Here is a 13,228-nt window from a genome sequence, read left to right on the forward strand (position 1 = left end):
TGCCACCGTCCCATGAATGCAAGCTTTTTAACCATATTAGCCTTTCACAGCAGACCCTACGGTCATCGCCTTCTCAACTTGTTCACTAAAGAGGATATAAACGAGCACCGTTGGCAAGCTGGCAATTGTCATCGCCGCCCCCATTGCACCCCAGTTTGTCGTAAACTGACCTTGGAAGAAGAGTAATCCGAGCGGTAAGGTTTTCAGCGATTCTTTGGTAATTAAAATGAGTGCCATCGTGAATTCATTCCAAGAGGATAAGAAAACGAAAATGACCATTGTCGCCATTGCCGGTTTTATAATGGGTAAAATAATCGTATAAAACGTTCGATAAATGCTGGCACCATCCATACACGCGGATTCTTCTAGTTCCACAGGAATGGAACGGAAGAAGCCATAGAACACCATGCTGGAGAACGAAATATTGAAAGCAATATAAGGAACAATGAGTGCACCATACGTGTTAGCTAAGTGAAAATCCCGAACAAGAATAGCCAATGGGATCATAATAACTTGTACGGGAATGAACATCCCGATGACCACATAGATTCTTGCCACTTCCTTGAAACGCCATTGCATGCGAGCTACTGCATAAGAAAATGTCACGGAGAGGATAATCGTCCCTACAACGGTGCAAGCTGCCACAAGCAAACTGTTGCTAAAGTACTGCGGGACATTGAATTTGGACCAAGCATCTACATAATTTTCGAAGCGAAAATGCGTTGGAATCCCGAATGGATTCGTAACGAAAATCTCGTTGTTATTTTTCAATGAATAGAAAATCATCCACAATAACGGATACACCGACAACCCCGCATACACCCATAAAAGGATGCCAAGGAGCGGATTTTTTTTGCGTAATTTGAGTAAGCCGTTCATCTTAAACATCCTCCTTTAAAAGGTAATACGTTCACGTGCAATAAGTTTGTTAATCGCTAACGTTACAATTAAACATTCAATGACAAGGAACGCTGCTGCCGCACTGCCATAACCGAATTCACCAACACGGAAAGCAGAACGGTACATCAGGTACGTCAACGTGTAAGTGGAGTTACCTGGCCCGCCGCCTGTCATGATAAACATGTTAGCAAATGCATTCAACCCACCGGTAATCGCGAGGACTAGGCAAAATTTGTACGTCTCAGCCAGCATCGGAATCGTAATTTTCATATGTGCTTTGAATTTGGAAGCGCCGTCGATACGGGCAGCCTCTAAGTACTGTTCAGGTACAGACTTCACAGCCGCAAGAAGCAGAGCGAACTGATAGCCCATGTACTGCCATGCATTTACGAAGGCAATCGCGAAAATTGCTGTTTTGCTGTTCGTCAGCCAGTCTTGACGATAGGAGATGCCGAGCGCTTCAAACACTTTGTTGATCAACCCATACTCACTGTTATACATCGCCAACCAGAGCTGACAGACGACGGTTATTGAAAGTACAACCGGAATGAAGTAGGAAATGCGTAGAAGCTTACTCCCTTTGAAGCCCTCTGCTACGGCAAAAGCGAGCACAGACCCGATCCCAATTTGCACAATGGCTAGGATGCCTGCAAACACAAGTCCGTTATAGAGGGACGTATAGAAAATACTATCTTGAAACAATCGCGTGTAGTTATCTAGAAAAATAAACGTGCCTTCACTCAAGCCATCCCATTCGAAAGTACTGCGGTAAAAGGTTTGCAAAATCGGATAAAACACGATCACTGTATACAAAAGGAGAGCCGGCAGCGTGAACAGCATAATCGCTACTTTATTTCCCATGAATTTGCGCATGTCATCACTTCCCTTGTAGAGTAGAAGACTCACCATAGGACTAGACGTTCCACGGTGAGTCTTCCATGTCATAGAATCACAATTATTTCGCTGTAACTGCTGCTTTATTCAGATCTTTCACGAATTGATCGGACGTGTAGTTACCAGTCATTAGGTTTTGTGTAGCATCTTCAAGTGCTGCTTTGAACTTCGGATTGGACAAGCCCCATGAGAAAGCGGTTGTGCTTGTGATTTTCGGAATATCCTTGGATAGCTGATCCATCATTGGAGGGAACTGCTTCACAATCGGTTTGTCTACCTTTGTTGCTACGATCGGGTTACTGCGGTTCGTATACTTGTACTCGGCATACTTCAAGGAGATGAATGAGGCAACTTTCGCAGCTAGCTCTTTATCCTTCGTGTTTGCGGATACAGCATATCCACCTGGACCACCGCTGCCACTGAATGCTGTTTTACCTTTTTCATAGGCTGCGCTATCCGCCGCTGGCAAGTACATGTAGCCGGCCTTGTCGCCAAGTGCTTTGGTTGCTGCTTCAATTTCCCATTGACCGTTGATGAACATCGCTGCTTTACCTTCATGGTAAAGTGCCGCGGCTTGATCATAGTTTAAGTTTGTTGCGCCTTTAGGCAGCATGCCTGCTTTCACAAGCTCAATAATTTTATCAGCAGCTGTTTTGTACGCCGCGTCTTCTGCTTTCGCCGTACCTTTATCCAACTTATTAATACCACCTGCATCAGCACGTGTTACAAACATGTCATAGAGCGCTACGCAAGGCCATTTCTCTTTAGCAAAAATGGAAAGCGGTGTAACACCTTTTGCGTTGAACGTTTTAACAGCTGTCATCATTTCATCATACGTTGTTGGTACTTTCACGCCGTTTTGTTGGAACAAATCTTTGTTGTAGTACAACAAGGCTACTTCATTGCCTGCATACGGGAATGCGTATGTGTGGCCATCATCGGTTACAAGTGTGTTCATTGCGCTCGGCTGCATTTTGTCCTTGAAGCCAAATTTCGTTACATATTCATCCAACATCAGGATGTTATTGGACTTTTTGAACGTGTCGATAATGTCTAGACCTGCTTGGAAAATGTCCGGAAGATTCCCCGTCGCTGCGTACGTCTTTAACTTCTGTCCATCATCTTGTGCTTGGATATCTAGCTCTAGCTCGACATTCGGCATTTCCTTTTTCAACTCAGCTACGGCATAGTCATAAGGTGTTTTCGTATCTTCATCTGCATATTGCGCATAAATTCTAAGTTTTACTGGTTTCGCATCTGCCTTAGCCGGTGCTGTCGTTGCTGCAGCTGTTGCTGCTGGTGCTGCGCTGGTTGTTTCTTTCGGTTTTTCTGTGGAACCGCAAGCTGCTAGGCTAGTCGCCGCGAGTAAGCTTACGAGAGTAACTGCCATCTTTTTCATGTGTAGACCTCCCAATAATTCTTGTGCGTTTCTCCTCTTTACATCCTCAGTATAGAGGCAAAAACCCACAGTGATAATGGAATAACTGAGGGCTTCTTGTAAAATCCGCACATTCGCGTGCAGTTGTTATAAGCGATTATTCTCATACTCACTAGGCGAATAACCGAAGAATTTCTTGAAGCTTTTGCTAAAATAACTAGGATCATTGACCCCAATCTGCTCCGCGATATCTGCCAAACGAATGTTGCCTTTGCCTAGTAATTCCTTCGCTTTATGCATCCGCACATGCGTCACGTAATCCGTTACGGTCATCCCGATTTCCTTTTTAAACAGCGCCCGCAGATAACTTGGGTTAATAAACACCTGCTGAGCAATCTGATCCAATTGAAGCTCCGAATCCATGTATTGCCCCTCGATGTACTCTTTGGCTGATTGGGCAATTTTCGAGGATCTCGTCTTCTTGTGCTTATTGGTATATTGAATCGCCTTAGCAAAAAGTTCCTTAATCCATGTCGATGTGCTTTCGATCGAACCCAACCGCTTGATTTCACTGTAAGGGTAAAAAGCTTCGCCAAAGCAGTCCTCGATGGGATGCCCCATCTCCGTAACGTAGGACAAACAGACAGAAATGAGTCCCATGGAAATCACATAGGTATACTCCAAAGATAGTCGTTGCTCACGAATCGATTGGAAAACTTCTTCCAGCTTATCTTCTACTTTCTCCGTATTATGCATGCGCAAGAGCACGAGCAGCTCCTCGTTGACTTCCGTTGGGTAGAGTGCCTGTTTGCCAGTATTTAGTACACTGGTGCCATAGGCAATCACACGGTCGTTTCCTAATACGAATTTGTTTTGTAAGGCTTCTAACGCTTCTAGGTACGAGGTTCGAATGCCGCCGTATCCAGATTGACTGCGACCGACACCAATGGTGATCGTGAATTTTAGGTATTTTTTGATCAGAAAAATGAGCTTCTCATATCCTTCTAACGCAGGAACCTCGAGATCCTTCCCACCTTGGTGCTCAACTAGACAAATAATCCGTCCTTCTGGCCCGTTGAAGATAAGGTGATGCCCGGTCTCCTCTAGCGCTTCGTTCAAAATGTTCGTAACGGCATATTTCCACAGTAAGCGTTCGCTCACTTGATTCCATTTGACATCTAGTTGATCGATCTCAATACAAGCAACGACGAACAAGGAGGAGCCGAATGACTCCCCGAGTTGTTGGAGTTTGTGGGTCGTTTCCTCAGGCGAATGATGATATTCGCTGCTAAGCAAGTGATTCAAGTAACTTTCCTTCATCAATTGCTGATTTTCCTTGAGGGTGGATCTCTCTTCCCTTGCTTTCTCATGCTCCTTCTGCAGCTTAAGCAGCGTCAAGATGAGTTCATCCTTGGAGAACGGCTTGAGGATATAATCCTCGACGCCAAGTTTTAACGCTTTTCGCGCATAATCAAATTCATTATGTCCTGTGATGAGAACCACACTCGTAGCCGGATATCGCTCCTTTAATTGTTCCGTAAGGGTCAACCCATCCATAAAAGGCATGGTTATATCTACAAGCGCTATATCAGGCTGATGTAAGTGAACTTGCTCGAGCGCTTCGATCCCATTCTTCGCTTCGGCGCAAAGTTCAAAGCCATAAGCCTCCCAGTCTAACGCTGAACGCAAATATTCTCGGAAAATCGATTCATCATCGACGATTAATATTTTTTGCATGCTTATCTACTCCTCATCACGCTGAAAAGGCAACCATAGTGTAACTTCCGTGCCTTGTCCTTGTTCACTTGTAATTTGTAAGCCATATTCATCTCCATAGTACAATTGGATACGGTCGTTCACATTCTTGAAGCCATATCCCACGGCCTCTTGCGGAGAATCGGTCTTTTTCACGATCGCCTCGAGCCGCTCTGTATCCATACCCACACCATCATCGGCGACAATGATTTTTATTTTGGCATCAACAATTTCGCCTGTTACCCTGAGAAGTCCAAGACTTCCTTTCGTTTTGAGCCCGTGATATATGGCGTTTTCGATTAGCGGCTGTATGGTCAGTTTCGGTATTTGACCTTGGAGCACATCGTTATGAATATCAAATTCATAAGTAAACACATCGGAATATCGGATACGTTGAATGGCTAAATAGTCTTTCACGTTGCGAATTTCTTCTTCAATCGTGATGGTTTCGCGGCCTTTACTGAGCGCAGCGCGATAGAAATCGGCTAGTGCTTTCGTTGTCCGCTGCACATCGCGGGTTCGTCCCATTTCCGACAAGGTATAGATGACATCCAACGTATTATAGAGGAAATGCGGCTTAATCTGCGCTTGAATAAGGGCGAGCTCGTATTCCCGCTTCTTCTTTTGCTCCCAATTAATGTTAGTCAGAAGCTCTTGAATCCGCCGAATCATCGCATTAAAACCGGATGACAGCATCCCGATTTCATCTTCTGAATTTACTTGGAATTCAATATCTAAGCTGCCTTCTTTGACCCTCTTCATATATTTCGTGAGCCCCATGATAGGCTTGGCGATCAATTGAGAGAGCATTCCTGCGCCAAGAAGGGCGAAGAAGAGACAGACAATACCTAGCAGAACGATGAGTAACGTAATTTTGCGCGTATCTGCCGTTAATGAAGCTAGTGGTGCCATCGATATTAATTTCCATCCAAAACTAGGGACATCAGAGCTTACCACGAGTGTTTTCTCATATTCAAAAGAAGTCGGCTCAGACGCATGCTTACTTGATGTAATCCAGCGCTTCATCTCAGGAATTGCCACTTCTTGAAGCACATCCTCTGGATGCTGTGAAGAGGTAACAACACCTTCATCATCCACGATAAAATAGCTGCCATCTTGGATCGAACCGATTTTCTGATAGATAGCGGATAAGGAGCTCTCCTTGATATTGAGCACGAGTAGGCCCAGTTTCTGTCCGGTATAGATGTTTACAATCCGCTTGCCTAACGTCATCACCGTTTCTTGGGAGCCATTCGTTAAATAATCCCTGCGCTGCATGGGAAACCAAATGTTATTCCCGCTCGATGCATCAATTTGTTTGAGCATGGGGCTTGCGGGTATCCACTCCCGATTCCGCTCCATGAGTACATTCGAGCCATAGACGTGATTATTCGTATCAATGAAGGCTGCAGACTGCACATCGGGGAAAACAAGCAAGGCGAAGCTCAGCTGATTCGTGATCTGCGTGTACATCTGCAGGCTGGTTTCAGGTGCAGCTAAGGATTGCGGGTCTTCGACAATGACCTTGTTAAGATTGATCGTTAGCATATTTGCGCAGCTCTCTACGTTCGTTAACATACCTGTGATGCGGGTAATGATGAGGGAGGAGTTGTCTGACACGTTTTTGATCGTTTTCTTGACAATAGCATTCGTGTAGACTTGGTTCGAAACAAAGCCCAGCACAAACAAGGGCACGAAAATTAGTGGAAAATAAATGAGAATGATTTTATATCGGATGCGTTGGTTGCGGAACCAATGCGATGTTGGAATCAACTTCTGAAATATATGCATGAGTGCCCCCCTTTAGCGAAAACAAAAAATCCCCTACCGCGCAACGTCAGGAATTTCCTGTCCGTTACATTGTAAAGGATTCATACCATTTTTTAAACTCACCACGTGAGTGATCATTAGCTTGTGCTTTCTAAACTGTTTTCTCGAAATAAACTAATCTGCCTAGCTTGAATTTCCAAAAGTAAAAACATGAGAAATTCCTTACTCAGTTTCATTCGACTTGCATTTATATAGGCATCAACAAGCGTGTCATTGGAGATGGCTTTCAAATTTTCGCGATCATTCATTGTGCAACAACCAATTCGGGTTTTCTTCTAGCATCGACATCATTTTTTTCATCGATTGTTGGATTTGTTCATCGGAGGGCAAGCATATATTGCCATAAGATTGTTGTACAACATCCGTTAACACCGAATCAAAAATGCCATTAAATTGCTCTGATTTCACATGAACCCCTCCTAATTTTCATTTATTTGGAAATTCTTACTTCTATCTTAGCTTGAAGTGCGTGAAAAAACAGCGCATTTTTTTTTGCATCTCTTACATCTTTTTTTTCTATATTATGTAATTTCGTTTGCATTCAGGGAGTCGCGACAAAGAGGTTTGTGGCACAGATTGCGCAGGGTAGTTCGTAAGAACTATACGTGGTGGTGCGCGAGTAATGCGTGGGGAAATATCGGACTAAATCAGCTTCAAGCGAAAATCACGCGAACTCATCACGCACCCGCTCCCCAAATCAAAAACGCCGCCACCTCCGTTTGGACGGAGACAGCGGCGTATGCCTAATTTATTCGCGATGATGCTGATGATGTTCAACAATGCTTGATGCTTCCATTAATTCTCGCATGACGTCAGATCGCAACTGTTGATTCGTGAATTCACCTTTTACAAATAGATGTCCCTTCTCACTGGAAGTATAACGTGGTGGAAGTTTGTTCAGCGCGATTGCCAATATATCATCTTGGCACGTTAAACAATCACACTTCAATTCATAATTCTTCCTGAATTCATCGAACAACTGCTTAACCACGGTTTCCATTGCGTTGATGACAGCCATCTGTTAATCTCCCTCTAAGATCCTTCGTTAAGTTTATTATACTCGATAAACTTAGAATGACAAAGATAAGGAGTTTGTACGTTGAACTTGAAATTGATAGATTCCTGAGCCAAGCTCAATCCTTACATGGCCTTCATCTTCCCGGGCACTTTGAATGCCTGGTATGTTCTCTAGCTTTTGACCATGACAGGTCACTTCCGTAAGAGTCGCTCCAGCTAAAATGACCTCTCCGCTCGTGTTTGGCGGGAGCTGGAACGTATAACGAATGTCCCCCGATTCTTCAACGGACCATTCACTCCGAACCTCCCCATAATTCGTGATGAGGGATGCTTTGGCATAAGTGAGACCTGAATCTGGCCGTGGTCGGAAACTCATGCGTTTGTACCCTGGCTGCGCATCATCGGAATCCAAACCTGCTACTTTGCGATATAACCAATCGCCAATTGCACCGTATGCGTAGTGATTATAGGAGTTCATATTATCACTCCAGAACGTACCATCCGGTTTGATACCATCCCAGTGTTCCCAAATCGTGGTAGCTCCTTTATGAATTGTGTACAGCCAGGAAGGATAATCCTCTTGCATCACAAGTTTGACCGCCACATCATGATAACCATTCTCCGAGAGTACATGACATAGATATGGTGTGCCGACAAAGCCCGTCGTCAGATGGTAGTTTTGTTCTTTGACATATTCCACTAGGTTTGCTGCTAAGCGTTCCCTAACGCTGCCTTGCACAAGTCCGAACATCAACGGAAGCACATGCGCCGTTTGTGTATGTCCCGCTAATCTTCCGCTAGGTGTCACAAACTCCGCTGTAAATGCTTCCACAATACGCTCATAAAGTGCCGTGTATTCAGCGACATCCTCTTCCCGTCCTAGGACTTGGGCTGTTTTGACAAAAAGCGAAGTCGAATACGCATAGAAACACGTTGCGATTAAATCTTTAGGCGTTGCCCCAACGTAACTGCCCTCTTTGGCATCCAATCCGAGCCAGTCTCCAAAATGGAAGCCCGTTTGCCACAAGTATTCATTCTCACCTTGCTCACGAATGTAAGTGATCCAACCCTTCATACTGTCATACTGTTCTTCCAGCACGCGTTGATCCCCATAAACCTGATAGAGTGTCCATGGACAAATCACCGCCGCATCCCCCCAAGCCGCAGAAGAATGATCTTTCTCATAAAGTACATGCGGGATGACAAAAGGTACGCCTCCATCCTCACGTTGATCCGCTTTCAGATCTCGCAACCATTTGCTGAAAAAGAGTGCCACATCGTAATTGAAAGCTGCTGTTCGAATGAACACCTGCGCATCGCCGGTCCAGCCTAACCTTTCATCACGTTGCGGACAGTCGGTAGGCACATCGAGGAAATTCCCTCGCTGTCCCCAAACGATATTACGCTGCAACTGATTAAGCAGTGCGTGCGAGCACTCAAATGTTCCCTTCGCTACCATATCGGTGTGGATAACCAGCCCTGTAAAACATGCAGCATCGAATGCAGCATCCTGCGGCCATCCCATAACTTTGACATAACGGAAGCCTTGGAAGGAGAAATGCGGTGCATACGACTCTTCCCCACGTCCACTGCACACATAGGTAACTGATTGCTTCGCCGACCTCAAATTGCCAATATAGAAATTCCCTTGTGCATCAAGCACTTCTGCATGCAGCAGTTCAATGCGTGTGCCCGCGGGCAGATTTAATTTCATCTGTACTTTTCCTACCATATTTTGCCCAAAATCAAGCACAGTCTCCCCTGACGGGGTTTCAATGACAGCGACAGGCTGCAACTGTTCCGTCATTCGGGAGGGTTCATTCTCTTGCATCACCAATGTTTCCTTGCCATAGTCGAGTGCCACACTCGGAACCCAATCTTGATCATCATAACTTGGCAGACTCCATCCTGTAAGCTCTAATCCGGCATCGTAGATTTCACCATGATATAACTCTGACATACGGACTGGTCCAAGCGATGCTAGCCAGGAAGAATCGCTGACGATAGTCTCTTCGGTACCATCCTCATATACGATATGCATTTGCATGAGCAGTGCCCGTACGCTTCCAAAAACATTCCGCTGATGCTTCCACGCGAGGTTGCCTTTGAACCACCCATTCGCTAACGCAGCGCCAATTGTGTGTTCCGTTCCTGAGATCAGGCTGCTTGTTACATCGTAACTCTGAACCTGCAGACGATGCTTGTAGCTGGTCCAGCCCGGCGTCAACTCCCAATCGCCTACACGCGAACCATTGAGCTCCAGCTCATACACACCATGACTTGTCGCATAAATCGTCGCTTTACGAATCGCTCCGCTTACTTGAAACGTTTTCCGAAGGTAGTAGACTTCTTCCGCATCTGGGTCTATACGAGAAGGATCTGGTGTAATCCATACCGCTTGCCAATCTGCTATGTGAAGCTGCCCCATCTCCCAGTAAGCGATTTCACTCCACGGGGAAGCCAAACCAGATTGATTCCAGACCTTCACGCGATAAAAATACCGAGTCCGCGGCTGCAGCTCAGGTCCTGCATAGGCAACAAGCACAGATTGATCTGAAGCGATACGGGTCGTATCCCAAACCAAGTTCGCCGGTTCAAAATCATTAGATTGCAAGCTCACCTGAATCTGATAAGCGGATTGCAAGGTAGCGTTAGTATCAGTTTCGAGCTGCCAAGTAAAGCGTGGCCCAGCAGTATCCAATCCGATTGGATTCTCTTGGTATTCACAAAGCAAAGTTGAAACACGAATGAAACTCATTGGTTTTCCTCCTAGATACACGGGTGATCGTGTAAGATGTACTTTCTTATATATGGTACCTTTACGACTTATTGTAGAGCATCCCCTTTCATCTTTATAAGGTGTATCCCGACATTTATATAGGTGAAACACGACAATATCTCATTTGTATTGCGATACCCTTAATTTCCATGTATAACTCGAATAGTATAAAGTTATATGATCTCATAGATAGGAAGGCGCTTATTATGCTACAAAAAACACACAGTGTCGCTGGGATGATTGCAGCCGAAATCGTACTCATTCATGGCGACGTCAGCTTCTTCACATGGGATGCCGCAGGTTCTCTCTTACTCGGTTGCCTAGCGGGCACCTTAGCCGATGTAGACAAACCAGGTTCCACCATGGCCAAAGTTCTCTTCCCTTTATCTGCTTTACTTCATGTTTTGAAAATCAAACATCGAACATTGACGCATTCTTTGCTTTTCATGGCGCTGCTCGCAATGATCAGCTTACCTCTGCCCCCTTTATATTTCTGGGTATTCATCCTTGCGTATGCTTCACATTCCTTAATCGATCTTCTGAATGATCGTGGTGTCCAACTTTTCTGGCCAATCCCGCTCAAAATCCGACTACTACCCAAATGGATTGCTATCGACACCGGCTCCGCGAGTGAAACTGTATTTCGTTGGATATTACTCATTGTCTGTCTTGTACTTCCATTTTGGAACTATGTGTTGCCGTATCTGCCTTATTCATTAACCTAATAAAACCAAAAAAATCGCTAATTTGGCTGACCAAATAGCGATTTTTCGTATATCTAACTATTGCATCGGAATGGACAGCTGAAAACAAATAAAACCTTCCTCCAACTTCACTTCAATCGTTCCCCGATAATATTCAACTCGTTCCTTAACGACCGGCAGACCTAGCCCTTGATGACCACCTTCTAACTTGGTGCTATAGCCGATCGCGAACAAATCCGTGTCGTCCTCCAGATTAAAAGATGGATTCACCCGATTCTTTACGGAAATCTTCACATCATTCGATTCCTTCCAGCCTTTTACAGAAACCTCTCGCTCTTCTACTGGGAATTTATTTGCCTCATCAAAAGCATTATCAATGAGATTCCCAATAATTTTCACAAGATCGACCGATTTCACACCAAGGGATAACCCATCCAAACCTGTGAATTCATAGCTAAACGAAACTTTGGTTCGCATCGCAAGTGTAATTTTCGATTGAATCAATGCAGCAATAGCTGGTTGACCAATTCGAATAATATCATTGACTTCATTAATTTCCTCAATTAACTCTTCCATGTAGCGCAGTTGATCTTCTTTTTCCCCATTGGTCAATAAAGCGTACAAGGTTTGAACATGATTCAGAAAATCATGGCGCTGACTACGAATCGTTGCAAACATCAGGTCTACATTTTGAATATACATCTCTTGTGTAGACTGAACAGCTGTTTCACGCGATTTGGTAATGAATCGGAATACGAGAAATACGAGAATACAACTGAATACGGTAAACAGAACAATGATCAGAGCAACACGAATAAGCTGGTTTTTTAACGTCATCTGTATGGACTGGTAGTCCGAAACAATGGTTATGACATAAGGAACTTCTCGCTGAATTTCTGTTATTCTCTCTTTAATTGGCACATATACAAATGTCTTAAGAATCGGATTACCTTCGTAGCTTTCAACGACACTTACTGGCTTTTCGTCCTGAATAGCACGCTTGAAATTCGTATAATCATCCCCATGGATAATGTTACGTGTACCGAAAAGCACAGGACGGTCATAAATGGAAACATACATAATGCCATTCGGTCTTGTATATTCCTTCGGCTTCGTACCGAATGTGATCCCGTTTAATCCGGAAATTTCTATAATATCCGGATTGGATATCAATGTTTTTTTGACAATCGTATCCGCACCAATAATGTCCTTGAACTTCTTTATTTTATCTGCATTCACAAACACACAAATGATATAATTCGTTTCTCCATCGTAATAATAGCCAAATTTACTAACATCACTCGTGCCTGAAGCAGGCACTTCATAAATCCCCGCCCAGAAATTAGGGAGTTTTTGCCCTTCAGGTATCGTAACATTGCGATTTTTCATCAGCTGGTCAAAAGCGGTAAACCAATACCCAAACGTAATTGTGCTTGTGAGCGTAAGTTCATTGGGATCAGAGGATTTGCCAACCATGATATCATCGCCGATGCCGCTGCGCTTCATGAGTGATAATCCATCGACACCTGCTTCCGCAGCAAGTGTAACTAGCTGATCATTCGTCACCTTATCGATATCTGGATCCAGTTTACTTTTGGCCAATATAGCTGCAGATCGCAATTGTTCCCCAATCAGATCCTCCACGAAGAAAGCTCCCGCTTCCGATTGCTCGATGGACATTCGGATTTGATTCGCTGTCATGGCCATCTGTTCTGACATCGCCTGTGTTAACAGGGATTTCGCATACCAATAATAGGAGCTATTGTTCGTAATTAATAACAAAATTACACTAATAAAAGTGATATAAATAACTCTTCTGTTTATTCTCATGAAGTTGTCACACTTTCCCATTTTGTATGCTAGACATTACAATTCTGCACAAAAAAAATTTACGATTACATCTCAACCCATTGCGCAGAAATCACTCCACATTATATTAGTATAGTAGCTGTAGAAATCGTTGTCTATTAA

At 44.2% G+C, this 13,228-nt stretch carries 11 protein-coding genes; 1 reads left to right on the top strand and 10 read right to left on the bottom strand.

What is annotated here, in order from left to right:
• Positions 1 to 36: 36 nt before the first annotated feature.
• The 9 genes from HQN88_RS03070 to HQN88_RS03110 all read right to left on the bottom strand — a co-directional run bounded on the left by HQN88_RS03070 (position 37) and on the right by HQN88_RS03110 (position 10,532).
• Complete coding sequence (locus tag HQN88_RS03070; RefSeq protein WP_173108737.1) at positions 37 to 879, bottom strand: carbohydrate ABC transporter permease; 843 nt, start codon at positions 877 to 879, stop codon at positions 37 to 39.
• 15 nt (positions 880 to 894) lie between these two features.
• Positions 895 to 1,773 (bottom strand): carbohydrate ABC transporter permease, encoded by an 879-nt coding sequence (locus HQN88_RS03075; protein WP_173108738.1) that lies wholly within the window; start codon positions 1,771 to 1,773, stop codon positions 895 to 897.
• An 82-nt stretch (positions 1,774 to 1,855) separates the two neighbouring features.
• On the bottom strand, positions 1,856 to 3,193 hold the full coding sequence (locus tag HQN88_RS03080) for an ABC transporter substrate-binding protein (protein ID WP_173108739.1): 1,338 nt from the start codon (positions 3,191 to 3,193) through the stop codon (positions 1,856 to 1,858).
• 126 nt (positions 3,194 to 3,319) lie between these two features.
• On the bottom strand, positions 3,320 to 4,909 hold the full coding sequence (locus HQN88_RS03085) for a response regulator (RefSeq protein WP_173108740.1): 1,590 nt from the start codon (positions 4,907 to 4,909) through the stop codon (positions 3,320 to 3,322).
• Between the two features lie 6 nt (positions 4,910 to 4,915).
• On the bottom strand, positions 4,916 to 6,718 hold the full coding sequence (locus HQN88_RS03090; protein ID WP_173108741.1) for a cache domain-containing sensor histidine kinase: 1,803 nt from the start codon (positions 6,716 to 6,718) through the stop codon (positions 4,916 to 4,918).
• Positions 6,719 to 6,834: 116 nt separating this feature from the next.
• Positions 6,835 to 7,005: a sporulation histidine kinase inhibitor Sda gene (sda, locus tag HQN88_RS38580; RefSeq protein ID WP_173108742.1), complete on the bottom strand. Its 171-nt coding sequence runs from the start codon at positions 7,003 to 7,005 to the stop codon at positions 6,835 to 6,837.
• The gene (locus tag HQN88_RS03100) at positions 6,998 to 7,165 is read right to left on the bottom strand and encodes a hypothetical protein (RefSeq protein ID WP_173108743.1); all 168 of its coding nucleotides are present in this window, start codon (positions 7,163 to 7,165) and stop codon (positions 6,998 to 7,000) included. Before HQN88_RS03100 ends, sda begins: the two co-directional genes overlap by 8 nt.
• Positions 7,166 to 7,505: 340 nt before the next feature.
• Entirely contained in the window at positions 7,506 to 7,775 is a 270-nt protein-coding gene (locus HQN88_RS03105) for a late competence development ComFB family protein (protein WP_173108744.1), read from the bottom strand.
• Between the two features lie 51 nt (positions 7,776 to 7,826).
• Entirely contained in the window at positions 7,827 to 10,532 is a 2,706-nt protein-coding gene (locus tag HQN88_RS03110) for an alpha-L-rhamnosidase (protein ID WP_173108745.1), read from the bottom strand.
• 227 nt (positions 10,533 to 10,759) lie between these two features.
• On the opposite strand from HQN88_RS03110, the gene HQN88_RS03115 reads away from it, so the two are divergent.
• Positions 10,760 to 11,278 carry a metal-dependent hydrolase gene (locus tag HQN88_RS03115; RefSeq protein ID WP_173108746.1) on the top strand — a complete coding sequence of 173 codons (519 nt, stop codon included), beginning with the start codon at positions 10,760 to 10,762 and terminating at the stop codon, positions 11,276 to 11,278.
• Between the two features lie 57 nt (positions 11,279 to 11,335).
• Here the strand turns inward: HQN88_RS03115 and HQN88_RS03120 are convergent, their stop codons facing one another.
• Positions 11,336 to 13,087: a sensor histidine kinase gene (locus HQN88_RS03120; protein ID WP_173108747.1), complete on the bottom strand. Its 1,752-nt coding sequence runs from the start codon at positions 13,085 to 13,087 to the stop codon at positions 11,336 to 11,338.
• Positions 13,088 to 13,228: the final 141 nt, after the last annotated feature.

Origin of the sequence: Paenibacillus qinlingensis, assembly GCF_013204845.1 — a bacterium.
GTDB classification, from domain to species: domain Bacteria; phylum Bacillota; class Bacilli; order Paenibacillales; family NBRC-103111; genus Paenibacillus_E; species Paenibacillus_E qinlingensis.

Coding starts and splice junctions, on each gene's coding strand:
- HQN88_RS03105 (WP_173108744.1), bottom strand. CDS start 7,775: ATGGCTGTCATCAACGCAATGGAAACCGTGGTTAAGCAGTTGTTCGAT.
- HQN88_RS03090 (WP_173108741.1), bottom strand. CDS start 6,718: ATGCATATATTTCAGAAGTTGATTCCAACATCGCATTGGTTCCGCAAC.
- HQN88_RS03075 (WP_173108738.1), bottom strand. CDS start 1,773: ATGCGCAAATTCATGGGAAATAAAGTAGCGATTATGCTGTTCACGCTG.
- HQN88_RS03120 (WP_173108747.1), bottom strand. CDS start 13,087: ATGAGAATAAACAGAAGAGTTATTTATATCACTTTTATTAGTGTAATT.
- HQN88_RS03085 (WP_173108740.1), bottom strand. CDS start 4,909: ATGCAAAAAATATTAATCGTCGATGATGAATCGATTTTCCGAGAATAT.
- sda (WP_173108742.1), bottom strand. CDS start 7,005: ATGAATGATCGCGAAAATTTGAAAGCCATCTCCAATGACACGCTTGTT.
- HQN88_RS03070 (WP_173108737.1), bottom strand. CDS start 879: ATGAACGGCTTACTCAAATTACGCAAAAAAAATCCGCTCCTTGGCATC.
- HQN88_RS03080 (WP_173108739.1), bottom strand. CDS start 3,193: ATGAAAAAGATGGCAGTTACTCTCGTAAGCTTACTCGCGGCGACTAGC.
- HQN88_RS03110 (WP_173108745.1), bottom strand. CDS start 10,532: ATGAGTTTCATTCGTGTTTCAACTTTGCTTTGTGAATACCAAGAGAAT.
- HQN88_RS03115 (WP_173108746.1), top strand. CDS start 10,760: ATGCTACAAAAAACACACAGTGTCGCTGGGATGATTGCAGCCGAAATC.